Consider the following 22,078-nt stretch of genomic DNA (forward strand, 5'->3'; position numbering starts at 1 on the left):
TTCTGACGAAACAGGTTGGCACCAGCGCTGTTCTCTACAGACGATGCCTCATCGAGGCTGGGTTTCGGTGATGGGCCAGGCGCACTCCTCGAAGGCGCATGGTGCTGAACCAGGCCCTACGTCGGTAAGCTGCGAGTGGCCCATCGCCTCGGCTATTTTGCGCTATGCAATCAGCTTTGCGGTCACATCGACCAGACGCTTCGCCTGATGGCTGACAGATGCCTTGCCCGCCTCATCGAACTTTCCCGCATCGGCAGAGTAGCCGTATGGGTTCCCGCCTGACGCGTAGATGACATCGCTTGTGTAGCCCGGCGGCACGATAATGGCGCCCCAGTGCATGGCCGTCGTATAGAGCCCCAAAGTGGTGGCCTCTTGGCCGCCGTGCGGGTTCTGCGCGCTTGTGGTCGCGGTGATGGTCTTGCCCGCGAGCTTGCCCTCCGACCAGACGCCACCGAGTGTGTCGATGAAAGCTCGCAGTTGCGAGGCGGACTGGCCGTAGCGCGTCGGCGCGCTGAAAAAGTAGCCGTCCGCCCAAACCATGTCATCCGGGGTGACCACGGGAAGATCCGCCACTTTCTCAGCTTGTTCTTTCCAGGCCTCCTGGCCGTTTACAACCTCTTCGGGTGCGGTCTCGCGGACTCTGAGCAGCCGAACTTCGGCGCCTGCCTCCTTCGCGGCTTCGGCGGCCACCAGAGCGACTTGGTGATTGGTTCCGTAGGTCGAGTAGAAGATTACTGCGATTTTTGGTTGTGCCATGGTCTCTCCTTCATTTTGCGGTCCAGGAATGCCGGAAGGCAGCGTGGAACGTCTTGCCGCCGTTTTGACCGGAAATTCCGATCGGGCCCGTCCCGCGAACACTAGGTAGAGTGAATCCGGTCCAAGTCTTGGACGAAACCTGTTCGACGGCGTGTTGCCCCTTAGGGTCGCCGATGGAGCTTAGGCGCGCGCGATTTCCGGGCGCGCCGTGGCGCGGTGTCTTGCTCACATCAGGTCGCCCGCCTCAGACGTAGCGGTTGACGATGTTCTCCAGGACTTCCTGCCGGCCGGAGCGCGGTTGCGGGTCGATGCCCTCCGAGATCACCCGCTCCGAGATACTGTCCAGGTCGCTGAGGAGCATCGCCTGTGCCTCGGGCGTGTCCCAGCCGGCGTAGCGCTCGCGGCGCGGCGCCTCGAGGGCGTCGTCCTCGAGCATCCGGGCCGCTGCCTTGAAGCCGCGCGCGCAGATGTCCATTGCCCCGGCGTGGCTGGAGATCAGGTCCTCGGGGTCCAGCGATTGCCGGCGCAGGCGGGCATCGAAGTTCGTGCCGCCGGTGGTGAAGCCGCCATCGCGCAGGATCTCGTAGTAGGCAAGCGCGGTCTCGGGCACGTTGTTGGGGAACTGGTCTGTGTCCCAGCCGGACTGGTAGTCGTTGCGATTCATGTCGATCGAGCCCAGCACGCCCAGCTCGCGCGCCAAGGCCAACTCGTGTTCGAAGCTGTGCCCGGCGAGAATGGCATGGCCCTGTTCGATATTGAGCTTCACTTCCTTCTCCAGCCCGAAGTCCTTGAGGAAGCCGTAGATCGTCGCCACGTCATAGTCGTACTGGTGCTTCGTTGGCTCCTGCGGCTTCGGTTCGATCAGGATGGTGCCGTCAAAACCGATCTTTCTGGCGTGATCGACCACCATGCACAGGAAGCGCCCGGCGTGTTCGCGCTCGCGGCCCATGTCGGTGTTGAGCAGCGTCTCGTAGCCCTCGCGCCCGCCCCAAAGCACGTAGTTCGCGCCCTTCAGCCGGTGCGTGGCGTCGAGGCAGGCCTTCACCGTGGCGGCTGACCAAGCGAAGACGTCGGGGTCGGGGTTGGTGGCCGCCCCGGCCATGAAGCGGCGGTTGCTGAACAGGTTCGCCGTGCCCCACAGCAGCCGGGTCTTCGAGGTCTCCATCTTCCGCTCGAAGATGTCGACGATTTCCTCGAAGTTGCGCAGGCTCTCGGAGAAGTTCGCGCCTTCGGGGCGGATGTCGGCATCGTGGAAGCAGAAAAAGGGCACGTTCAGCAGGTCGAACATCTCGAAGGCGACGTCGGCCTTGCGGCGCGCGGCGTCCATGTCCTCGCCGAACCACGGCCGATCGAACGTGCGCCCGCCGAAGGGATCGCCGCCCTCGAAGGCGAAGCTGTGCCAATAGGCGACAGCGAAGCGCAGGTGGTCCTCCATGCGCTTGCCCATGACGATTTCGTCGGGGTTGTAATGGCGGAAGCCGAGGTCTTCGCCCTCGGGGTCGAAACGCAGCGGTTTGAGGTCGCCAAAGAAGTCAGACATATGCGGTCCTTTCATCGCCCCCGCGCCAATTGGAGGAGGCCAGGAAGTGTTGGGATGGGGCGTCGGCACGGCAGGGCCGGCGGCGCCCGCCGGGGTTCAGCGCGCCGCCCAGAGCAGGCCGCGACGCAGGATTTCCTTCATCTGGGGCACCTCGAATTCAGAGGCGACATGGCCGAGCGCCGAGTAGAACACCCGTGCCCGCCCGTACTTGTGCTTCCAGACCACCGGCATGACCGTCCCCTTTGCCCAGGGGGCGTGCTCGCCGGTGAAGGTCGTGGTCGCCAGCACCTCGATGCCGGGATCGACGTGCAGGTAATATTGCTCGGAGTGGTAGTCGAAATCACCGATGCCTTCGACCAGCGGATCGTCGGGCCGGGTGATCTCGACCCGGTAGTCGATGATGTTGCCCGGGTGGGCCACCCATTGCCCGCCGACCATGAACTGATAGGCGGGTTCCATGCGGAAGGTGTCGCCCATACCGCCGTGGAAGCCGCCGAGCCCGGTGCCCGCCTCGACCGCCGCCACAAGGTTCGCCAGCTCGTCCTTGCCGACCTGCACCTGAGTGATGACCGGCACGATGAGATCATAGTGCCCGAGCCCGTCTTCGGCGAGCACCGCGGTTCCCTCCTCGCGCCTTGTGTCGAACCCCTCGGCCCGCAGCATGTCCTCGACGATGGCGGAGCAGGCCTCGGGCTCGTGCCCCTCCCAGCCGCCCCAGAAGATGAGTGCCGTCTTGCTCATGCCGCCTCCGCTGCGCTGATGTCTCCGATGGCGCCGCCCGGGCGCATCGCCGCCGGGCGCTCGCAAGTGGTCTGCAGAGCGATGGCCTGCCCGCTCTCGGCTGAGGCCAGCAGCGTCTCGATCACCTCGAGAGCGTGCAGTGCCAGTGCACCGCTGGCGCGGTGCGGCCTGCCGGCCAGGATCGCTGCGGCCATCTCGGCAAGGCCGAGCCCGCGGTAATTGCCGTCGCCGTGGGCGTGGGTGGTGGGCTGGTCCTGCCAGTCCGCGCCGTAGAGCCGCACCGTGCCGTCGAAGCGGTTCGGATCGGGAATGATCAGCGAGCCCTCGGTGCCGTATAGCTCGAGCGGCGCGTGGCCGTGGGCCTTCACGTCGAAACTGGTGACGAGTTGCACCAGCGCGCCGCCCGCGAATTCGAGGACGCCGGTCACATGCGTCGGGGTCTCGACCGGCACCGACTGGCCAGCGCGCGGACCGGTGGCGATGATCCGGCTGTCGCGGCCGCGCGCCGCCAGCGCGGTGACCCGGCGCACCGGCCCCAGAAGGGCGATCATCGCGGTGATGTAGTAGGGGCCCATGTCGAAGAGCGGCCCGGCTCCCGGCCCGGCGTAGTAGAAATCGGGATTGGGGTGCCAGCGCTCGTGCCCGGCGAGCATCAGCGTCGCCGTGCCGGCGGTGGGTGTGCCGATCCGCCCGGCGTCGAGCAGCGCGCGGCCGCTCTGATGCGCGCCGCCGAGAAAGGTGTCGGGGGCGCAGCCGACCCGCAGGCCGCGTGCTTCGGCGGCCTCGACCAGGCGCCGCGCGTCCGCGGTGCTGCCGGCGAGCGGCTTTTCCGAATAGACGTGCTTGCCCGCTTCCAGCGCCGCCAGCCCCAACTCGACATGCGCCGCCGGGATGGTGAGATTGAGCACGATGTCGATGTCGTCCCGCGCCATCAGCTCGGCGGGGGTCATCGCCTGCACGCCATGCGCCTCTGCCTTGGCGCGCGCGGCATCGAGGTTGAGATCCGCGACGGCCCGCAGTTCGATCTGCGGAAACAGCGCGGCGTTGCTCAGGTAGATCTCGCTGATGACGCCGCAGCCGACGACGCCCACTCCCAACGCGGTCATGATGTCTGCTCCATCCGGTTTCCGTCCTTGTCAAAAAGGTGAAGGTTGCCCGGCTCGGGGCTCAGGAAGAGCCGCTCCCCGGCATTGAGGCGCATGTTGCCCGGCAAGCGCACGGTGATCTCTCCAAGGGCGCCCGCATCGGCATAGACCACGGTGTCGGCGCCCAGTGTCTCGACAACCTTGGCAGTCGCGGGCCAGTCGCCGGACTCGTGGTCGGCGCGCAGGTGCTCGGGGCGGATGCCGACGGTCTTCACGTCGTGCCGGCCGATGGCCTCGCCCGGCAGCAGGTTCATCTTCGGCGAGCCGATGAAGCCGGCGACGAACTCGGTCATGGGGCGGTCGTAGAGCTCCATTGGCGCGCCGACCTGCTCGATCCGGCCACGGTTCATCACCACGATCTGGTCGGCGAGGGTCATCGCCTCGACCTGGTCGTGGGTGACATAGATCATCGTCGCGTCGAGAGACTGGTGCAGCTGCGCCAGCTCCACCCGCATCTGCCCGCGCAGCGCGGCGTCGAGGTTCGACAACGGCTCGTCGAAGAGGAACACCTTCGGCTGGCGCACGATCGAACGGCCGATGGCGACGCGCTGGCGCTGGCCACCCGAAAGCTGCCCCGGCTTGCGGTCGAGATAGTCCTCGAGCGCGAGGATCCGCGCCGCCTCGGCCACCCGCGCCTCGCGCTCGGCGGCGGGGGTCTTGGCCAGGCGCAGGCCGAAGTCGATGTTCTGCGCCACGGTCATGTGCGGGAAGAGCGCATAGCTCTGGAACACCATCGAGATGCCCCGGTCCGACGGTTCGGCGAAAGTCACGTCCTCGCCGCCGATCATGACCTCGCCGTCGCTCGGCATCTCGAGGCCCGAGATGATGCGCAGCAGCGTGGACTTGCCGCAGCCCGAGGGGCCGACAAGCACGGTGAAGGACCCGTCGGGCACCGTCAGTGACATGTCGGGAATGACGGTCAGCGCCCCGAATTTCTTGGTGATGTTGCTCAGGCGGACTTCAGCCATGGGTGCGGCTCCTTGCGTTCGTCATGCCAAGGTCTCGTTGGGCTCGTAGGTGAAATGCAGGAAGTCGGCGGGGCGGCCGCGCCCAGAGGTGTCATGCGCGCACATCCCGACGAAGGCACCGGTGAAGTTGTTGCCCGGCCCGTTGCCCGCCTCGTCCGAGATCGCCGATTGGTCGAGCGTGATGCCGAGGTCGTGCCACTCCGCGCCCTCGCTGAGCGCGTAGCGGAAGCGCAGGCTGGCGCCGTTGACGTCCATTCCGAGCCTGACCGTGCCAGAGGCGGGCAGGGGAATCGGCGCGATGGGGTAGCTCACCCGCGCGTCGGGCCAGTCGGCGGCGCAGCTGTAGACCGTCAGCAGCCGGTTGCCCGTCGCGTCGGCGGTGACTGCGAGGTAGTGGAACTTGAACCGTCCGTACCACGAGATCAGCCCGGCGAACTGCTGGTAGTCGCCCGGGGCGACGTCGATCTCGGTCTCGGCAGAGAAGGCAAGGTCGGTCTGCCGCCGCGCCACCAGCGCGTGGTCGAACTGCGAGCCGGGAGACTCGCGCCCGAAAAGGCGCAGTGCGCCGGGGCGCTCGGACAGCGAGAAGAGCCGCTCGGGCTCGGGGCTGCGCAGCCACTGCAACGGCTGCGGCAGCGCGCCGGGGGCAAAGGTCAGCCGGGCGGGCTCGGGCTCGAACCTGTGCTCAGGCAGATCCGGCGCCGCCACCGAGGCGGCGGGCACGCAGCCGCCGTGGGCGAGGCGGGGAAACTCTCCCTCGGGCCAGACCAGCTTCTGGATCGCCGTCTCGCGGCCCAGCGGCGAGCGGCGCACGTCGTCGGCGTGGATGCCCTTTGCGCGGCCGGTTTCGATCCCGCGGGTCTCGTCCAGCGGCCGCGAGCAGAGGTGTAAGAGGTAGTGTTCGCCGTCCTGCGTCTCGACGATGTCGGCGTGACCGGCGCGCTGCAAATAGGCGTCGGGTGCGTCCTTCGACGTGAGCAGGTGCTTGGCCGGGTCGGTCTCGTAGGGGCCGAGCAGATCGCGCGAGCGGGCCATGGTCGCCGCGTGGTCGTAGCCGGTGCCGCCCTCGGCGGTCAGCAGGTAATACCAGCCGTCGCGGCGGTAGAGATGCGGGCCTTCGGTCAGCTTGTGGTCGGTGCCGCGATAGATGTTGTGCACAGGGCCGGTGAGGCGCTGCTCGTCCACCGAATACTCCTGGCACACAATCCCGCCGAACCGGTCGCCGCCGGTCTGGTTGTGGTCCCAGATCATGTTGAGCAGCCACTTGCGCCCGTCCTCGTCGTGGAACAGCGAGGGATCGAAGCCCGACGAATTGAGGTAGATCGGGTCGGACCACGGCCCGTCCACCGAGGGGGCGGTGACGAGGTAATTGTGGCTGTCCTTCCATGCGCCATCGCGGCGCTTCACGTCGGTGTAGATAAGCCAGAAGAGGCCGTCGGCATGGGTGAGGCAGGGCGCCCAGACCCCGCCGGAGTCGGGATCGCCGCGCATGTCGAGCTGCGACGCGCGCTCCAGCGGGCGCTTGGCCAGTCGCCAGTTGCGCAGGTCGCGCGAGTAGTGGATCTGCACGCCCGGGTACCACTCGAAGGTCGAGGTGGCGATGTAGTAGTCGTCGCCCACCCGCACGATCGACGGGTCGGGGTTGAACCCGGGAAGGATCGGATTCCGGATCTCGGTCATTGAAGTCATCCTTTGACGGCGCCGCCGGTCAGTCCCGCGACGATGTATTTCTGCGCAGCGAGGAAGAAGACGATGGCTGGCACCAGAGTGAGCGTCACGAAGGCCAGGGTGCGGTTCCATTCGGTGACGTATTCACCGCGGAACTGCATCATGCCGAGCGGCCAGGTGAAGACCTCGCGCGAGTTCAGCACGACCAGCGGCAAGAGGAAGTTGTTCCAGCTCTGCACGAAGACGAAGACGCCCACTGTCGCCAGGATCGGTGCCGAGAGTGGCAGTGTGAAGCGCCAGAAGAACCGCACGTATCCGCAGCCGTCGATATAGGCGGCCTCGAAAAGCTCCTTGGGGAGCTGCTCGAAGAAGGTACGGAAGAGCAGGATCGCCAGCGACAGCGAAAAGGCGGTCTGCGGCAGGATCACTGCCCACCATGTGTCGAGCAGCCCCACGTCGCGCACCTTGATGAAAAGCGGCAGGATCGCCGTCGCGAAGGGGAACATCAGCCCCAGCAGCAGGTACGAGAACAGCATCCGCGAGCCGAAGAACTTGATCTGCGCAAAGACGTAGGCTGCGGCCGCCCCGACGATCAGCGTGAGCACCACGGCCACCGAGGAGATCAGCATCGAGTTGCCGAGATACCGCCAGAAGGCCGGGTCGGCGACGATGGAGCCGTAGAACTCCCAGTTCCAGCTTGCCGGCAGGGCGAAGGCGTTGGTGCGGATCTCGGCGTTGCTCTTGAAGCCGCCGAGCACCGTCGCCACCATCGGCGCGAGCACGAAGCTCGCCACCAGGCACAGGAAGGCGACGCGGAGGATGTTGCGAAGCAGGTGGCCGCGGGTCATGCCTTGTCGCCTTTCATGAAGAAGCGCTGGTAGAAGACCGCAACGGTGATCGCCGCGACGAAGAGGATCACCCCGACGGCGCTGCCGAAACCAATGTTCAGGCGTGTCAGGCCGAAGGTATAAAGGTAGGTGACGATCGTGTGGGTCTGGTTGGACGGTCCGCCGTTGGTCAGCGGGATGATGACGTCGAAGACCTGCAGCGCGCCGATGATGGCGAAGAAGGCGCTGACGATGATTGCCGGCTTGATGTGCGGGATTTGCACGTAGCGCACGATCTGCAGCCGCTTGGCGCCCTCGATCCGCCCGGCCTCGATGAGATCCTCGGGGACCGATTGCAGCGCGGCGATGTAGATCATCATGTGAAAGCCGAAGTACTTCCAGACGATCACGGTCATCACCGCGACGAAGGCCCAGTCCCGGTCGGCGAGGATGAAAATGCTGTCCATGCCGAGCGACTGTGCGATCGAGGCGGTTACGCCGTAGTTGCCGTCGAACACGAAGCTCCAGATCAGGCCTGCGGCCACCTCGGCGAGGATGTAGGGCAGGAAGAAGATCAGCCGGAACACGGCGTTGGTCGGCGTTTTGCGAAAGATCAGCAGCGCCAGCACCAGCGCCAGAGGCATCTGGAACAGCAGCGAGACCGCGACGATCTTCACCGTGTTGCCGACCGCCTTGTGAAAGATCGAATGACCCGCGATCCGTTGGTAATTCTCCAGCCCGACGAAGTCGGTTGGCGCGCCGTAGCCGTTCCAGTTGAAGAACGAGTAGTATCCGGACTCGCCGAGCGGCAGGATCACGAAGAGGGTGAAGAGGATCAGCGCAGGAGGCAGCAGGATCAGGACGGCGCTGACGCGACCGTTTCCGAGGCTGCGGCGCAGGCGTTCGGACGCCGGCAATCTCCGGCTGGCGGCGGCAGTGGCCATGCCAGTCTCCGGTATGTCAGGAAGGGTTCGGTTCGGATGCCGCGCGCCGAGAGGGACGGCGCGCGGCGCTCTGGGAGGGGGGCGTCAGCGGAAGCTCCAGGCCTCCTGGACCTGCGCTGCTGCCTCCTCGGGAGTGGTTGCGCCCTGCGCAAGGTCGGCCGAGATGTCGTTGACCGTCGCGCCGACCGAGGCTCCGAGGAACTGGTCGAGGAAGATCTGGTGGTACGAGCTGTCCTCGATGTCCTTGGAGACCTTGGCGTAGAACGGGTTCTCCAGCGCATCGCCCGTTCCCTTGACGATCGGGATGAAGAGCTGCTGGCGCGCGCCCTCGCGCTGGTTCTCGGCGCTGAGCATGAAGGCGAGGAAGTCGACCGCCTCGGGCTCCGCCGAATTCGAAACGGTCCAGCCGTTGATGCCGCCAAGCGTCGCGGCCTCGCCGCCCGCGGCGACCGGATCGGTGACCGCCGGGAAGTTGACGATCGCCAGCTGGTCGTCGGGCAGGCCCTCGCCGCTGGTGGACCGCTCGCGCATCGGCAGGTAATCCCAGTCCCCCATCAGGTAGAAGGCGCCGGCGCCGTCGGCGAACATGCCGCTAGAGGTTTCATAGGTCGTCCCCATGAAGCCGGGCTGGAAGGGCTCGAGCGCGGTCAGCTCCTGGAAGTCCTTGCCCGCGGCAACGAAGGCCTCGTTCTCGAAACCGCCATCATCGCCCGCCATCGCCTGCGAGATGATGTCCTTGCCGCCTTCGCGCAGCGCAAGGTAGCTCCAGTAGAAGTGCAGCGGCCACTTGTCCTGCCCGCCGACGATGATCGGGGTTATGCCCGCCTCCTTCACCGTCTTGACGGCGCCAAGGAAGTCATCCCAGCTCTTGATCGCATCGAGATCGACACCGGCCTTCTCGGTTAGCGCGGTGTTGGTCCAGAACACCACCTCGGTGGCGTAGAGCGGAAGACCATAGAGATTGCCGTCGACCGAATAGGCGGTCAGGCCCGCCTCGGGGATGGTGTCGGCAAAACCTTCGGGAAGCATGTCGCTGATCGGCTTCAGGAAGCCCGCCTCGGCCTGTTCAACCAGGGTTTGCCCACCCCAGCTGTAGAAAATGTCGGGCCGCGCGTTGGACTGCAACAGCGTCGGCAGCTTCGACTTGTAGGCCTCGTTGGCGATATATTCGAAGGTGACGTTTACGCCCTCGTGCTCGGCCTCGAACGCCTTGGCGATCTGTTCGTAATAGGCCTCCTGCTCGGCGTTGGTGGCGACGCGCAGCACGTTGATCTCGGTCTGGGCCATGGCGCCCCCGGCCGACGCGAGCCCGCCCATGAGCGCGGCTATGGCAACGGTATGTCTCATGAAATCCTCCCTTGACTGATCCACCGCGGGTCCTCCACCCGCTATCGGCGAATCCGATTTCCTGACGAACGTACGTCAAGAAATGCTATGACGCAACGTGTCACTTGATGGGACTTCTCAGGGGAGATTGTCGCGCAAGTATATCTCGACGGGGATCGGCTGGACGAACAGCGGCGGAAACTGAGCGTCGAGTAGGCTGCGCAGAAGCTGGATCGCGCCCTGCACCTCGCGGCGGCTGTTCTGGTGCAGGACGGCATCGAAGGTGCCGTCGAGCAGGGCTTCGCGTGAATAGGGTGTAAGCTCGTGCACCACCACCGAGACATCACGTCCGGCCGGGAGGCCGACCAGCGCCTCGGCCACGCCGCGGTTGCCTGCGCCCATGCTGTAGACGCCGATGATCTCCGGATCTGCCGCGAGTTGCGCGCCCAGCTGATCCCGGACCCGGTCCTTGTCGTCCAGCCCCTCGAGCGGCGCGATGAGCGTCTGCTCGGGGAACTCGGTGCGCAGGACCTGCTCGAAGCCGAGGCGCCGCTCGGCATGGTCGCGCACAAGCATCGAGCCGCTGACCATCGCGATCCGGCCGGTGCGGCCGCGGCAGAACCGGCCCAGAAGGCTGCCTGCAGTACGCCCGGCCTGCACGTTGTCGATGCCGACAAAGCCTTGCTTTTCTGCGCCGGGAAGGTCCGATACCAGGGTGACGACGGCCACGCCGCGCGCTCGCAGTTCACGCACGGCGACTCGCACGATGGTGGCATCCGTGGCTACCATGGCAACCCCGTCCACCGTCTCGGGATCAAGGCTTCGCAGCAGCTCGGCCAGCGCGCCCGCGTCGAAGGCCGGGACCTTGCGGGTCTCGATCACCGTGAAGTCGCGCAGCGCCGCAGCGGCCTCTTCCGCCAGGTCCGCCTCGAGCGCGTGCATGAAGCTGTTCTGGCCGTCGGGAAGGATAAAGCACAACCGGTAGCGCCGCTTGCGCGAGAGATTCGCCGCCGCGAGGTTGCGCTCGAACCCAAGGCTGCCGATCGCCTCGAGGACGCGGCTTCGGGTCTTCTCGCGGACGCCGTCGCGGTCGTTCAGAACCCTGTCGACGGTCGAAAGGCTGACGCCTGCGGCTCGGGCCACATCGTGAATTGTCGGGCGTGTCATCGGGGCGGCTCTTCTCCGGCGCGGGAACTAAAAAAGGTACGTACCTCAGGTTTTGAGAGGTTAGCAGGTAGAGAATGCGGAATGAAGGCATTTCCCGGGTTTTGCGGGAGTTTTCTTCCCATCGGCCGGCCCGATGGCGTGCCATTGCCGAGGGTGAACGATGCCAGTGCTGATAGACGTCTATCAAAATTTGATTGACGTAGCGGCGTTTCGATGTGAGCTTGCCCGCAGGGAGGACTGCAATGACCAGACGGCCACCGACTTTGTCGGATGTCGCGCGTCGCGCTGGCGTCAGCTATGCGACCGCAGATCGTGTCGTGAATGGCCGCGCCGGGGTATCCGAAAAGGCCACGCGCAGCGTGCATGCGGCAATCGAGGCCTTGGGGTACGTGCGGAACGTGGCGGCCGCCAATCTCTCGCAGCAGCGCGTCTATCGGTTTGCGATCGTCCTGCCGGCGGGATCCAACGCCTTCTTTCGCCGTGTGCGGGATCTGTTTGCCGAGGCGGCGTCACGGCTTCTGCCAGATCGGATCAGCCTTTCGATCGAAAGCGTGGAGGCCTTCGACGCCGAGGCCCTGACGACGCGTATGGCGGCGCTCGCCGCGGCGCGGGTGGACGGCGTCGCGGTGGTCGCGAGCGATGACCCACAGACGGCGGCCGCCATCGCTGCTCTGCGGGCCCGCGATATCCCGGTATTGACGCTGGTCTCGGACGTGCCCGGTTCGCAGCGAAACGCCTACGTGGGCATCGACAACGTCGTGGCCGGCCGTACCGTCGGCCGGCTGATCCGCATGGCGCATGGCGGCCGCAAGGGCCGGGTGCTGCCGGTGGTCGGTGCGCTGTCGGCGCACGATCACGCCGAGCGCCTGTCGGGCATGCGCGAGGTGATTGGCGGCGCGTTCGAGATTGCCCCCGTGGTTGAGGGCCGCGACCGTTTCGAACTGGTCGAGACGCTGGTCGGCAAGGCGCTGGCTGAAGACCCTGCGATCACCGCGATCTACAGTGCCGGTGCCGGGAATGCGGGGCTGGTTCGGGTCCTCGACGCGCTGCCGCCGGGGTCCGCGCGGCCCTATGCTTTCCTGCACGAGCTGGTGCCGCATTCCCGGCGCGCGCTCGAGGAGGGGCTCATCGACGTCATCATCGACCAGCGCCCCGAGGAAGAGGTGGCACGGGTGATCGAGTATCTGACGCTGCTGGCCGACCGGCGCGAGTTGCTGCGGACCGATCCGATCGTCCCGACGATTTTCGTCCGCGAGAACCTGCCCCAGACGCGGGCGGATGCGTTGGAACAGGCGGGCTGACACGGCCGGTTGCAGTGGGGCGGGGAGGCCCTGCCGCGGGAGGCCGGCAACGTGAAGAACCATTGAAGGCCGCCGTAGTCCGGCGGTGAAAGGGAGGAGACGATGAAGACCATCAAGGGACCGGGCCTGTTTCTGGCGCAATTCGCCGGCGACACCGCGCCGTTCGATTCCTGGGACGGGATCACCAAGTGGGCCGCGGATTGCGGCTACAAGGGCGTGCAGGTGCCGGTCTGGGACGCGCGGCTGGTCGATCTCGACAAACTGGCCAGCTCGCAGACCTATTGCGACGAATGGGCCGGGCAGGCGCGGGACAACGGCGTCGAGGTGACCGATCTGTCGACCCACATCCTCGGCCAGCTCGTCGCCGTTCACCCGGCCTATGACGCCTGGGTCGACGGATTTGCCGCGCCCGAAGTGCAGGGCAAGCCGAAAGAGCGCACCGAATGGGCGGTGGAGCAGGTGAAGAAGGCGCTCACCGCCTCGAAGAACCTTGGCATCGGCCAGCACGTGACCTTCTCGGGCGGGCTCTGCTGGCCCTTCGTGTATCCCTTCCCGCAGCGCCCGCAGGGCATGGTGGACATGGGCTTCGACGAGCTTGCCCGGCGCTGGCGCCCGGTCCTCGATCACGCCGAGGAGTGCGGCGTGGACGTGTGCTACGAGATCCACCCGATGGAGGATCTGCACGACGGCGTCACCTTCGAGATGTTCCTCGACAAGCTGGACGGGCACGCGCGCTGCAACATGCTCTACGATCCGTCGCACTACGTGCTGCAATGCCTCGATTATCTCGACAACATCGACATCTATGCCGAGCGCATCAAGATGTTCCACGTCAAGGATGCCGAGTTCAACCCGACCGGGCGTCAGGGGGTCTACGGAGGCTATCAGCCCTGGGTCGACCGCGCCGGTCGGTTCCGCAGCCTCGGCGACGGGCAGGTCGATTTCAGCGCGATCTTCGCCAAGATGGCGGCGATCGATTTCGACGGCTGGGCCGTGGTCGAATGGGAATGCGCCCTGAAGCATCCCGAGGACGGCGCGCGCGAGGGCGCGCAATTCGTGAAAGATCACATCATCCGCGTCACGCCGCACGCCTTCGACGACTTCGCGGGCGGCGACATCGACGTGGCGACCAACAAGAAACTGCTGGGGATCGGTTGACATGGCACGTATCAGACTGGGCATGGTCGGCGGCGGCAACGACGCCTTCATTGGTGCGGTGCACCGCATCGCCAGCCGCATCGACGGGCATTTCGACCTGGTGGCCGGGGCGCTCTCCTCGACCCCCGAGAAGGCACGCGCCAGCGCCGAGGCGCTGGGACTGGACCCCGCGCGCTCTTACGGCAGCTTCGAGGATATGGCCGAGGCCGAGGCGGCGCGCGAGGATGGCATCGAGGCGGTCAGCATCGTCACACCCAACCACGTGCACTTTCCGGCCGCAAAGGCGTTCCTGTCGCGCGGCATCCACGTGATCTGCGACAAGCCGCTGACCGCGAGTTTCGAGGATGCCGAGGCGATGGAGAAGGCGGTGGCCGAGAGCAAGGCGCTGTTCATCCTCACCCACAACTACACCGGCTATCCGATGGTCCGGCAGGCCCGGCAGATGGTCGCGGACGGTGCGCTTGGCAAGATCCGCATCGTGCAGGTGGAACACCCGCAGGACTGGCTGACCGACGCGGTGGAGACCGAGGGCGTGAAGCAGGCCGAGTGGCGCACCGATCCGGAGCGGTCGGGGGCTGGCGGCTCGATCGGCGACATCGGCACCCATGCCTACAACCTCGCGGGCTTCGTCACCGGGCTGTCGGGGTCCGAGCTGGCAGCCGATCTGCAGAGCTTCGGCGCGGGGCGCAGGCTCGACGACAACGCACATATCCTGCTGCGCTACGAGGGCGGGGCGCGCGGCATGCTCTGGTGCAGCCAGGTCGCGCCGGGCAACGAGAACGGCCTTCGCCTGCGCATCTACGGCGAGAAGGGCGGGCTGGACTGGGCCCAGGAAGATCCCAACTACCTGTGGTTCACCCCCCACGGCGAGCCGACCCGCCGCCTGACCCGCAACGGTCCGGGGGCCTCGGGCGCCTCGACTTCGGTCAGCCGTATCCCGGCGGGTCATCCAGAGGGCTATCTAGAGGGCTTCGCCACCCTCTATACCGAGGCCGCCGAGGCGATCCGGGCAGTGCAGGGCGGCGCGGCGCGCGACGCGGTGATGGGCGTTCTACCGGGGATCGCGGCGGGTCTCGAGGGCATGGCCTTCATCCGCGCCTGCGTCGCCTCGGCGAGCGACAACGCGGCCTGGACCAAGCTGTGAGGAGGATAGCATGAGGACAAGGCCATGAGCCCACCCTCCGTCCTTGCACTTCGGCAGGTGACAAAGAGCTTCGGCCCCGTGGAGGTTCTCCATGGGGTCACGCTCGACCTGCGGGCGGGCGAGGTGCTGGCGCTGATCGGCGAGAATGGCGCGGGCAAGTCGACCACGATGAAGATCCTCGCCGGCATCGAGGCCCCGAGCGCAGGGCAGATCCTGCTGGACGGGCAGGAGGTAACCTTCGGCTCGCTGCACGACGGCGAAGAGGCGGGGATCGTGATGATCCACCAAGAGTTCAACCTCGCCGAGCAACTTACTGTCGAGCAGAACATTTTCCTCGGCCGCGAGTTGCGGAAGGGCTGGCTGCTCGACAAGGCTCGGATGCGCCGCCTCACGCGCGAGTATCTGGCACGCATCAACTGCCACATCGACCCGGACATGCTGGTGTCGAAACTGTCGAACTCGGACAAGCAGATGGTCGAGATCGCCAAGGCGCTCAGCCGCGACGCGCGGGTGCTGGTGATGGACGAGCCCACCGCCGTACTGACCGGGTCCGAGACACGCATTCTGTTTGAGCAGGTGCGGGCGCTGAAAGCGGCGGGCACGGCGATCCTTTTCACCTCGCACAAGCTGGGCGAGGTGGCCGAGATCGCCGACACCGTGACCGTGCTGCGCGACGGCACGTTGGTGCACGACGGACCGGCCCGTGAGATCACCGAGGACGAGATGGCCACCGCAATGGTGGGCCGCGACGTCTCCGACCTCTTCCCCGACAAGCCCGCCGTTGCGCCGGGGGGGTGACGTGCTGCTGCGGGTCGAGGGGCTGGAGGTTCCCGGCCGCGCCAGTGACATCTCGTTCGACCTGCACCGGGGCGAGATCCTCGGTATCGCGGGTCTCATCGGCGCGGGCCGGACCGAGGCGATGGAGGGGCTCTGCGGATTGCGTCCCGCCAGCGCCACGCGCATCGAGATCGGTGGCCGTCCGGCAAGGATCACCCGGCCGGGCGACGCATTGGCGCAGGGACTGTGCTACTTAACCGAGGACCGCAAGTTGCGCGGGTTGCTGCTGGATAAGGGTATGCGGGAAAACCTGACCCTGCAGGCGCTGCACAAGTATGGGCGGGTGCTGATCGACACCGCGGCAGAGGAGCGGGCCCTGGACCGGGCCATCGGCGAGTTCGACATTCGCGCGGGCGCGCGGACCATGCGCGTCGGCAACCTGTCGGGGGGGGAACCAGCAAAAGCTCTTGCTGGCCAAGGTGATGCAGTCGGAACCGGTGATCCTGATCGTCGACGAGCCGACCCGCGGCATCGATATCGGCACAAAGCAGCAGATCTATGCTTTCCTCCGCAAGCTCGCCGCGCAAGGCCATGGAATCGTGGTGATCTCTTCCGAGATGCAGGAGGTCATCGGCCTGTCGGACCGGGTGCTCGTGATGCGCCTCGGTCGGATTGCCGGAGAACTGGCCGGCGCGCGGATCACCGAAGACGCAATCGTCCGGCACGCCATGGGCGTGAGCGCGGGCAGTACGGAAAGGGTGGCATGATGACGACCGAAACTGCGGCAACCAAGCCTCGCAGGGCGCTTCCCTCGATGAGCGTTCTGGGGCCGGTGATCGCGCTTCTCGTGCTGATCGTGGTGGGGACGGCGCTGAACGCCAACTTCCTGAGCGCCGCCAATATCACCAACGTGTTGGCGCGCTCCGCCTTCATCGGCATCATCGCGGTGGGCATGACCTTCGTGATCACCGCCGGGGGGGCTTGATCTGTCGGTGGGATCCATGGCGGCCTTCATCGCGGGGCTGATGATCCTTGTGATGAACGCGGCGCTGCCGGTGCTGGGGGTCGGCATCCCGATTATCCTGCTCGGCATGGCGGTGGCGCTGCTGGCGGGCATCGCGGCGGGGCTGATCAACGGCTTTCTGATCACCACGCTGGGGATCGAGGCCTTTATCGTCACGCTGGGCAGTATGGGCATCTACCGCAGCCTTGTCACCTGGCTGGCGGACGGCGGTACGCTGAGCCTGGATTTCGGGCTGCGCACCTTCTACCGACCGGTCTACTTCGGTGGTCTCTTCGGCATCAGTTGGCCGATCATCGTCTTCGCGCTCACGGTCATCGTCGGCGAGGTGCTGATGAGCCGCGCCCGCTTCGGCCGGCACTGCGCGGCGATCGGCTCGAACGAGAACGTGGCGCATTATTCGAATGTCAACGTCAACCGCACCCGGCTGATGACCTATGCGATGCTCGGGATGCTCGTCGGCGTTGCGACGATCATGTACGTGCCGCGGCTCGGATCCGCCTCGGCCTCGACGGGCGTGCTCTGGGAGCTCGAGGCGATCGCGGCGGTGATCATCGGCGGCACCCTCCTCAAGGGCGGCTTCGGCCGCGTCTGGGGGACGGTGATCGGTGTGCTGATCCTGAGCATGATCGACAACATTCTGAATTTGACCGACCTCGTGTCGCCCTATCTCAACGGCGCGATTCAAGGGGTCATCATCATTCTCGCGGTGATCTTGCAGCGGGAAGCAAAGGCAAAGGGATAACCCTGAGCCTATCTTAGGGAGGAGAGGAAATGTCTTACATGAAGACGCTGCTGGCCGGATGCACGGCGCTTGCGCTGAGCACCGGCGGGGCGCTTGCTCAGGATGGCGAGACCAAGGTGATCGGCGTGTCGATCCCTGCGGCGACCCACGGCTGGGCCGGCGGCATGAACTTCCACGCCCAGCAGACGGTCGAGCGGCTGGAGGAGGTCTATCCGCAGCTCGATTTCGTGCTCGCCACGGCCTCCGATCCGGGCAAGCAGGTCAACGACATCGAGGACATGGTGGCGACGAGGGGCATCGACGCGCTTGTGGTGCTGCCCTTCGAGTCCGACCCGCTGACCCCGCCGGTGCAGGCCGTCGCCGAGAGCGGCGCCTGGGTCACCGTGGTGGACCGCGGGCTGTCGATGGAGGGCATCGAGGATCTCTACGTCGCGGGCGACAACCCCGGATTCGGGCGGGTCTCGGGCGAATACATGGCCTCGCAGATGCCCGAGGGCGGCAAGATCGTCGTGCTGCGCGGCATTCCCACCACAATCGACAACGAGCGGGTCGAGGGCTTCCAGCAGGCGGTCGAGGGCTCGGGCATCGAGATCATCGACATGGAGCACGGCAACTGGAACCGCGACGACAGCTTCAACGTCATGCAGGACTTCCTGTCCAAGCATCCGCAGATCGACGCGGTCTGGGCCTCGGACGACGACATGGCCGTGGGCGTACTGGCGGCGATCGACGCGGCCGGACGCGATGACGTCAAATTCGTGCTCGGCGGAGCCGGCATGAAGGAGATGATCAAGCGCGTGATGGACGGCGATGCGATGATCCCGGCCGATGTGACCTACCCGCCATCGATGATCGCCACGGCGATCGAGCTGACCGCGGTCGGGCTGACTTCGAACGCTCCGGTCTCGGGCACCTTCACCATCGGATCGGTTCTGATCACCTCCGACAACGCCGAGCAGTTCTATTACCCTGACAGCCCCTTCTGAGGGGCTCTTTCCGGGCGGGTCGCTATGCCCGCCCGGATGCAACCGCAGCGCCGCAGACGGCACTTGCGAAATGATCGGACCACTCGACCGGAAAAGCCGCGGGCCCGTGTCACCGGCCTGGCCGGGGGGGCAGACCGCGGCGCAGATCTCGCGCCGAGTTCACGGGAGAGAAGAGAATGGCATACTTGGGTGTCGACCTTGGCACGTCTGGGCTGCGCGCCCTGCTGGTGGACGCGGGTGGCACGCCGCTCGGGGCCGCCGAAAAAGCGTACAGCGCGCAGCACCTGCACTCAGGCTGGTCGGAGCAGCGCCCCTCGGAATGGATCGCCGCGCTCGAGGCCGCGGTCGAGGATCTGCGCAGGGAGCACCCCCAGTTCGCCGGGCTTCGCGGCATCGGCGTAGCCGGGCACATGCACGGCGCGACGCTGCTCGACGCGACGGGCGAGGTGATCCGCCCCTGCATTCTGTGGAACGACACCCGCGCCCATATCGAGGCGGCCGCTCTGGATGCCACGGAAGGCGTGCGCGACATCTCGGGCAACATCGTCTTCCCGGGGTTTACCGCGCCGAAACTCGCCTGGGTGCGCAAGCACGAGCCGGACAACTTCGCCAAGGTTGCCAAGGTGCTGCTGCCGGCGGCCTACATGAACCTCTACCTGACCGGCAGCTACTTCGCCGACATGTCCGACAGCGCCGGCACCTCCTGGCTCGACACCGGGGCGCGGCGCTGGTCGGAGGCGCTGCTCGACGCTGGCGGTATGCGGCGCGACCAGATGCCAGACCTGCTCGAGGGGAGCGAGCCGGGTGGCCAACTGAAGCCCGAGCTGGCGGCGCGCTGGGGTGTCTCCGAACAGGTGGTGGTCGCCGGCGGGGCCGGGGACAACGCCGCCGCGGCCTGCGGGATCGGCGCGATGAATGAAGGTCAAGGCTTTGTTTCCCTTGGCACCTCGGGGGTGCTCCTGGCGGCGCGCGACGGCTATCGCCCCGCGCCCGAGACGGCGCTGCACACCTTTTGCCACGCGGTGCCCGGCAGGTGGTACCAGATGGGGGTGATGCTGTCGGCGACCGACAGCATCAACTGGCTTGCGGGGATCACCGGCGCTGCCCCGAAGGAGCTGACCGCGCCGCTTGGAGAGGAGCTGCGCGCGCCCGGACGGGTCCGCTTCCTGCCGTATCTCTCTGGCGAGCGCACGCCGCACAATGACGCAGAGATCCGCGGGAGCTTCACCGGGCTTGGGGCCGAGACGACGCGCGACGACCTCACCCGTGCCGTCCTCGAAGGCGTGGCCTTCGGGCTGCGAGACAGCCAATCCGCGCTGGCGTCGACAGGTTTGAGGCTGCGACGACTAATGGCGATCGGCGGGGGCACTGGCTCGCGCTACTGGCTGAAGCTGATCGCCACGGCGCTGGACGTGACGCTCGAACTGCCGGGTGGCGGCGAGCTCGGCGCGGCGCTCGGGGCAGCTCGACTGGGCATGGTGGCCTCGGGGGAGCATGCAGTGGACACGGTGATGACGCGGCCTGACATCGTCGGGGAAATCGCGCCGGAGCCAGGGCTGCAGGACGAGTTCGACGCCGCTTATACACGGTTCCGAAATGCGTATGGGGCGATCCGGTCTGTCCAATAGGCACTTCGGAATTAGGTCGGCCATACGCGAGGCCCCTCGCGGAACCGTGGCGGTTAACGGGTTCGGACGAGGAGGTTTGTGAGCGAGGAAACCAGACCAGGGTTCCATGTGGTCTGAAAATGTTGTGCCGCCCATTTTCGGTGCAACCCATAAAGCAACCTTCGAGAGTGCAGAGCCAGGGCGCGCCACATATCGGCGCGCCGCACTCCTGCAGGCTGTTTTCCACATCCGCTGGTAATCTCGTGGTTTGGGACAGGGTCGGGAGCAGCGATACATGCCTTGCCGGTCGGTAGTGCCTGAGCGTGTGGTGTAGGAGCGCCGACCTTCAGAGAGGTCAGGCTCCGATCAGGATGCCATGGCAGGCAGTCTGACTGCGGGAATGGCGGTGACGCGCGCCGGGGGTCAAGGCTCACCTATCGCCCGGAGGTAGCCCATTCGTCTTCGTCGCCAGTATCGCTATGACCCCGGTCCGCTGCTTGGCTGGCGCATTGTCCAGGGCATTGTGCATCCGGTGAATGCGGCTGCGCTTCGGCGGGTGGCGTTGAAGACGCGCTGCGCGGCGGCCCGGAGCCCCTTGTCGTCATCCACTGCCCGGCAGACGATCCGACATCGCCGGAGCTGCCGAGAGGGGCGATCACGAGCCGCACGCCCCGTAGCCCACGGCCAGCCAATGACCGCAGGAACTCGGTCAAGAAGGTTTCGGATGGGCCGGCGGCGACGCCCAGCACCTCGCGCCTGACATCTTTGTCGTCCGCCGCCGCGAATATCAACGCCTTGCCAATCGTGAGGGCATGACCGCCATTGGTCCAAAGAAATGCCCGCCCAATTGGCGGGGGCGCTTGCAGGGCCCACGTCGTCAATACCCTAGGTCGCTGCTCTGCGGCGGAAATCACCTATCGTCGTAAGTAGTTGTCCCCGCTGACCTGCCCCCTGCGGGTCCCTCACACATAGCGATAGTCTGCTGGTTGATGCAGCAGCATCTCGTGAGCATCTCGGAGGCGATGCGCGGCGCCGGGCTGCCGGAGGTAGAGGCGAAAGGCTGGGCGCAGCAAGCATGACCGTCACAAAGGCGGCAGCTCCCGGGCACGTGAGCGCTGTGCGAGGCTCCAATCCAGGGGGACTCAAACGATCGGACACGAGTTCGCCAGCCCCCCTTGAGGCGGGACCCGCCCTGCCTCAAGCTGGCTGCAACTGCCGATAGAGGAGGATACCCCTGATGATCGAGTACGCCCGGACCATCGCGATGGTCGTCACGCTGGTCGTCGTCGGCGCCTGTGCCCGGGGCCCGCAGATGCAACCGCTTTCAAAGGACTTCGTCGAAGGCAGGTTTTCCGCCAGCGAAGCGGCCGTGGGTGCTTGCAGCGCCAAGCTGGCCGCAGAAACCTCTGGCAGGCTGGATGTTGTCGGATCGCAAGCCTCCGGTGCCGGAAGCTCGGTCTATATGCGGATTGGTCCGAGCGGCGCTCCTTGGCGGTGCCATGTGGGGGCTGATGGGAGCAATCCGACCGTCGACTTCATGGGTTACGGCGGGATGAGGTGAATTCAAAGGCGAAACCCAGCGAACTGGTGCTCATGCTCCTCCAGAACAGGGTAGGGCGACTGCAAGGAGCATTGCGCGGTCTGTGGTGAGGCCGGCCTACAGGTATGCTCAGCGCCGCACGCGGATGGTCGTCGTGACCATCTGGTCAGGCCGGAACTGGAGGGCTGCGGATGTTCATCGGCAGGCCTGCGCCTATGGCCCAGCCTCCGGCTCGCGGTCGCGCTCGTTTTTCGCTACCGGTGGGGTCCCGCGCTTACGGCGCTGGCTCTCTGACTTGAAAGACCCATTCATGAAATTTCTGGACCTTGCCATCGTACTCGCTTTCTTCGCGTCCCTGGTGGCGCTGGCCGTAGCCGGTTACTTTGCGCCCCGCTACGCGTTGCCGGGCCTTGGGATCATCTTCGTGGTCTTTGGCGGTGTGGTGCTCTTGATCCGTCGGGCGAACAGGCCAAGTTCAGCGCGTATCGCGGCGATGCGCATCAGGCGCTGAAGCGAAGCCGCGGAAGGTCCCTCTTACCGCAGGTCTTTGTCCTGAAGGGCTGTCCGGAGCACGCGGATCGCAGCCGCTCGACCTGCCGCTCAGGCTGCGCCGAAACCACTGCACCCCGCCGCCGCACGTGGCTCGGGCTGCTCTGGGTCCGGCTGCGTCGAATGAGTTCTGCTGTCGCCTCTCCGAGCGAGATCAGCTCCTCAACA

General features: G+C 66.2%; 19 protein-coding genes and 3 pseudogenes. 11 read left to right on the forward strand and 11 right to left on the reverse strand.

What is annotated here, in order from left to right; translation table 11 throughout:
• Positions 1 to 162 precede the first annotated feature (162 nt).
• The 10 genes from wrbA to CLG85_RS01170 form a co-directional block, all read right to left on the reverse strand.
• Positions 163 to 756 (reverse strand): NAD(P)H:quinone oxidoreductase type IV, encoded by a 594-nt coding sequence (wrbA, locus tag CLG85_RS01125; RefSeq protein WP_095882383.1) that lies wholly within the window; start codon positions 754 to 756, stop codon positions 163 to 165.
• A gap of 244 nt (positions 757 to 1,000) precedes the next feature.
• A complete protein-coding gene (gene xylA, locus CLG85_RS01130) occupies positions 1,001 to 2,296 on the reverse strand; it encodes a xylose isomerase (RefSeq protein WP_260348274.1) in 1,296 nt (431 codons plus the stop codon).
• 96 nt (positions 2,297 to 2,392) lie between these two features.
• A complete protein-coding gene (locus CLG85_RS01135; protein WP_095883738.1) occupies positions 2,393 to 3,037 on the reverse strand; it encodes a ThuA domain-containing protein in 645 nt (214 codons plus the stop codon).
• A complete protein-coding gene (locus CLG85_RS01140) occupies positions 3,034 to 4,143 on the reverse strand; it encodes a Gfo/Idh/MocA family protein (protein ID WP_260348276.1) in 1,110 nt (369 codons plus the stop codon). The genes CLG85_RS01135 and CLG85_RS01140 overlap by 4 nt, the downstream gene beginning before the upstream one ends.
• Positions 4,140 to 5,150, reverse strand: a complete 1,011-nt coding sequence (locus CLG85_RS01145) for an ABC transporter ATP-binding protein (protein ID WP_260348283.1) — start codon at positions 5,148 to 5,150, stop codon at positions 4,140 to 4,142. Before CLG85_RS01145 ends, CLG85_RS01140 begins: the two co-directional genes overlap by 4 nt.
• Positions 5,151 to 5,171: 21 nt before the next feature.
• The gene (locus CLG85_RS01150) at positions 5,172 to 6,830 is read right to left on the reverse strand and encodes a glycoside hydrolase family 43 protein (RefSeq protein ID WP_095880719.1); all 1,659 of its coding nucleotides are present in this window, start codon (positions 6,828 to 6,830) and stop codon (positions 5,172 to 5,174) included.
• Between the two features lie 5 nt (positions 6,831 to 6,835).
• Positions 6,836 to 7,666 (reverse strand): carbohydrate ABC transporter permease, encoded by an 831-nt coding sequence (locus CLG85_RS01155; protein WP_095880718.1) that lies wholly within the window; start codon positions 7,664 to 7,666, stop codon positions 6,836 to 6,838.
• Positions 7,663 to 8,589, reverse strand: a complete 927-nt coding sequence (locus CLG85_RS01160) for a carbohydrate ABC transporter permease (RefSeq protein WP_095880717.1) — start codon at positions 8,587 to 8,589, stop codon at positions 7,663 to 7,665. Before CLG85_RS01160 ends, CLG85_RS01155 begins: the two co-directional genes overlap by 4 nt.
• Before the next feature lie 84 nt (positions 8,590 to 8,673).
• Positions 8,674 to 9,936, reverse strand: coding sequence for an ABC transporter substrate-binding protein (locus tag CLG85_RS01165; RefSeq protein ID WP_095880716.1), 1,263 nt, complete (start codon positions 9,934 to 9,936; stop codon positions 8,674 to 8,676).
• 117 nt (positions 9,937 to 10,053) lie between these two features.
• Positions 10,054 to 11,082 carry a LacI family DNA-binding transcriptional regulator gene (locus CLG85_RS01170; protein ID WP_095880715.1) on the reverse strand — a complete coding sequence of 343 codons (1,029 nt, stop codon included), beginning with the start codon at positions 11,080 to 11,082 and terminating at the stop codon, positions 10,054 to 10,056.
• A gap of 242 nt (positions 11,083 to 11,324) precedes the next feature.
• On the opposite strand from CLG85_RS01170, the gene CLG85_RS01175 reads away from it, so the two are divergent.
• From CLG85_RS01175 to xylB, 9 genes and pseudogenes are all read left to right on the forward strand, one after another.
• On the forward strand, positions 11,325 to 12,383 hold the full coding sequence (locus CLG85_RS01175; RefSeq protein WP_217989684.1) for a LacI family DNA-binding transcriptional regulator: 1,059 nt from the start codon (positions 11,325 to 11,327) through the stop codon (positions 12,381 to 12,383).
• Positions 12,384 to 12,485: 102 nt separating this feature from the next.
• The gene (locus CLG85_RS01180) at positions 12,486 to 13,541 is read left to right on the forward strand and encodes a sugar phosphate isomerase/epimerase family protein (RefSeq protein WP_095880713.1); all 1,056 of its coding nucleotides are present in this window, start codon (positions 12,486 to 12,488) and stop codon (positions 13,539 to 13,541) included.
• Between the two features lies 1 nt (position 13,542).
• On the forward strand, positions 13,543 to 14,685 hold the full coding sequence (locus CLG85_RS01185) for a Gfo/Idh/MocA family protein (RefSeq protein WP_217989683.1): 1,143 nt from the start codon (positions 13,543 to 13,545) through the stop codon (positions 14,683 to 14,685).
• Between the two features lie 24 nt (positions 14,686 to 14,709).
• Positions 14,710 to 15,483 carry an ATP-binding cassette domain-containing protein gene (locus CLG85_RS27295; RefSeq protein ID WP_311734934.1) on the forward strand — a complete coding sequence of 258 codons (774 nt, stop codon included), beginning with the start codon at positions 14,710 to 14,712 and terminating at the stop codon, positions 15,481 to 15,483.
• A 1-nt stretch (position 15,484) separates the two neighbouring features.
• Positions 15,485 to 15,862 (forward strand): annotated as a pseudogene (locus tag CLG85_RS27300) (ATP-binding cassette domain-containing protein); the annotation flags it as partial.
• Between the two features lie 67 nt (positions 15,863 to 15,929).
• Positions 15,930 to 16,229, forward strand: a complete 300-nt coding sequence (locus CLG85_RS27305) for a hypothetical protein (RefSeq protein ID WP_311734937.1) — start codon at positions 15,930 to 15,932, stop codon at positions 16,227 to 16,229.
• Positions 16,229 to 17,228, forward strand: a pseudogene (locus CLG85_RS01195) (ABC transporter permease). The gene CLG85_RS27305 and the pseudogene CLG85_RS01195 overlap by 1 nt, the downstream one beginning before the upstream one ends.
• Before the next feature lie 38 nt (positions 17,229 to 17,266).
• On the forward strand, positions 17,267 to 18,214 hold the full coding sequence (locus CLG85_RS01200) for an ABC transporter substrate-binding protein (RefSeq protein ID WP_095880722.1): 948 nt from the start codon (positions 17,267 to 17,269) through the stop codon (positions 18,212 to 18,214).
• 176 nt (positions 18,215 to 18,390) lie between these two features.
• Entirely contained in the window at positions 18,391 to 19,842 is a 1,452-nt protein-coding gene (gene xylB / locus CLG85_RS01205; protein WP_095880711.1) for a xylulokinase, read from the forward strand.
• Positions 19,843 to 20,284: 442 nt separating this feature from the next.
• Here xylB and CLG85_RS01210 read toward each other — a convergent pair.
• Positions 20,285 to 20,624: pseudogene (locus CLG85_RS01210) on the reverse strand (transposase); the annotation flags it as partial.
• 434 nt (positions 20,625 to 21,058) lie between these two features.
• Between CLG85_RS01210 and CLG85_RS01215 the strand changes: the two are divergent.
• Both CLG85_RS01215 and CLG85_RS01220 read left to right on the forward strand, forming a co-directional pair.
• Positions 21,059 to 21,382 carry a hypothetical protein gene (locus CLG85_RS01215; RefSeq protein ID WP_095880710.1) on the forward strand — a complete coding sequence of 108 codons (324 nt, stop codon included), beginning with the start codon at positions 21,059 to 21,061 and terminating at the stop codon, positions 21,380 to 21,382.
• A 289-nt stretch (positions 21,383 to 21,671) separates the two neighbouring features.
• Positions 21,672 to 21,872, forward strand: coding sequence for a hypothetical protein (locus CLG85_RS01220; RefSeq protein WP_095880709.1), 201 nt, complete (start codon positions 21,672 to 21,674; stop codon positions 21,870 to 21,872).
• Positions 21,873 to 22,078: the final 206 nt, after the last annotated feature.

This window comes from Alloyangia mangrovi, assembly GCF_002300555.2.
GTDB lineage: Bacteria > Pseudomonadota > Alphaproteobacteria > Rhodobacterales > Rhodobacteraceae > Salipiger > Salipiger mangrovi.

Bases quoted from the DNA above. Each gene is read 5' to 3' on its own strand.
- CLG85_RS01140 (WP_260348276.1), bottom strand. From the start codon at position 4,143: ATGACCGCGTTGGGAGTGGGCGTCGTCGGCTGCGGCGTCATCAGCGAG.
- CLG85_RS27295 (WP_311734934.1), top strand. From the start codon at position 14,710: ATGAGCCCACCCTCCGTCCTTGCACTTCGGCAGGTGACAAAGAGCTTC.
- CLG85_RS01170 (WP_095880715.1), bottom strand. From the start codon at position 11,082: ATGACACGCCCGACAATTCACGATGTGGCCCGAGCCGCAGGCGTCAGC.
- CLG85_RS01165 (WP_095880716.1), bottom strand. From the start codon at position 9,936: ATGAGACATACCGTTGCCATAGCCGCGCTCATGGGCGGGCTCGCGTCG.
- CLG85_RS01215 (WP_095880710.1), top strand. From the start codon at position 21,059: ATGATCGAGTACGCCCGGACCATCGCGATGGTCGTCACGCTGGTCGTC.
- CLG85_RS01220 (WP_095880709.1), top strand. From the start codon at position 21,672: ATGAAATTTCTGGACCTTGCCATCGTACTCGCTTTCTTCGCGTCCCTG.
- wrbA (WP_095882383.1), bottom strand. From the start codon at position 756: ATGGCACAACCAAAAATCGCAGTAATCTTCTACTCGACCTACGGAACC.
- CLG85_RS01175 (WP_217989684.1), top strand. From the start codon at position 11,325: ATGACCAGACGGCCACCGACTTTGTCGGATGTCGCGCGTCGCGCTGGC.
- CLG85_RS01155 (WP_095880718.1), bottom strand. From the start codon at position 7,666: ATGACCCGCGGCCACCTGCTTCGCAACATCCTCCGCGTCGCCTTCCTG.
- CLG85_RS01160 (WP_095880717.1), bottom strand. From the start codon at position 8,589: ATGGCCACTGCCGCCGCCAGCCGGAGATTGCCGGCGTCCGAACGCCTG.
- CLG85_RS01150 (WP_095880719.1), bottom strand. From the start codon at position 6,830: ATGACCGAGATCCGGAATCCGATCCTTCCCGGGTTCAACCCCGACCCG.
- CLG85_RS01185 (WP_217989683.1), top strand. From the start codon at position 13,543: ATGGCACGTATCAGACTGGGCATGGTCGGCGGCGGCAACGACGCCTTC.
- CLG85_RS01135 (WP_095883738.1), bottom strand. From the start codon at position 3,037: ATGAGCAAGACGGCACTCATCTTCTGGGGCGGCTGGGAGGGGCACGAG.
- CLG85_RS01145 (WP_260348283.1), bottom strand. From the start codon at position 5,150: ATGGCTGAAGTCCGCCTGAGCAACATCACCAAGAAATTCGGGGCGCTG.
- xylB (WP_095880711.1), top strand. From the start codon at position 18,391: ATGGCATACTTGGGTGTCGACCTTGGCACGTCTGGGCTGCGCGCCCTG.
- CLG85_RS01180 (WP_095880713.1), top strand. From the start codon at position 12,486: ATGAAGACCATCAAGGGACCGGGCCTGTTTCTGGCGCAATTCGCCGGC.
- CLG85_RS01200 (WP_095880722.1), top strand. From the start codon at position 17,267: ATGAAGACGCTGCTGGCCGGATGCACGGCGCTTGCGCTGAGCACCGGC.
- xylA (WP_260348274.1), bottom strand. From the start codon at position 2,296: ATGTCTGACTTCTTTGGCGACCTCAAACCGCTGCGTTTCGACCCCGAG.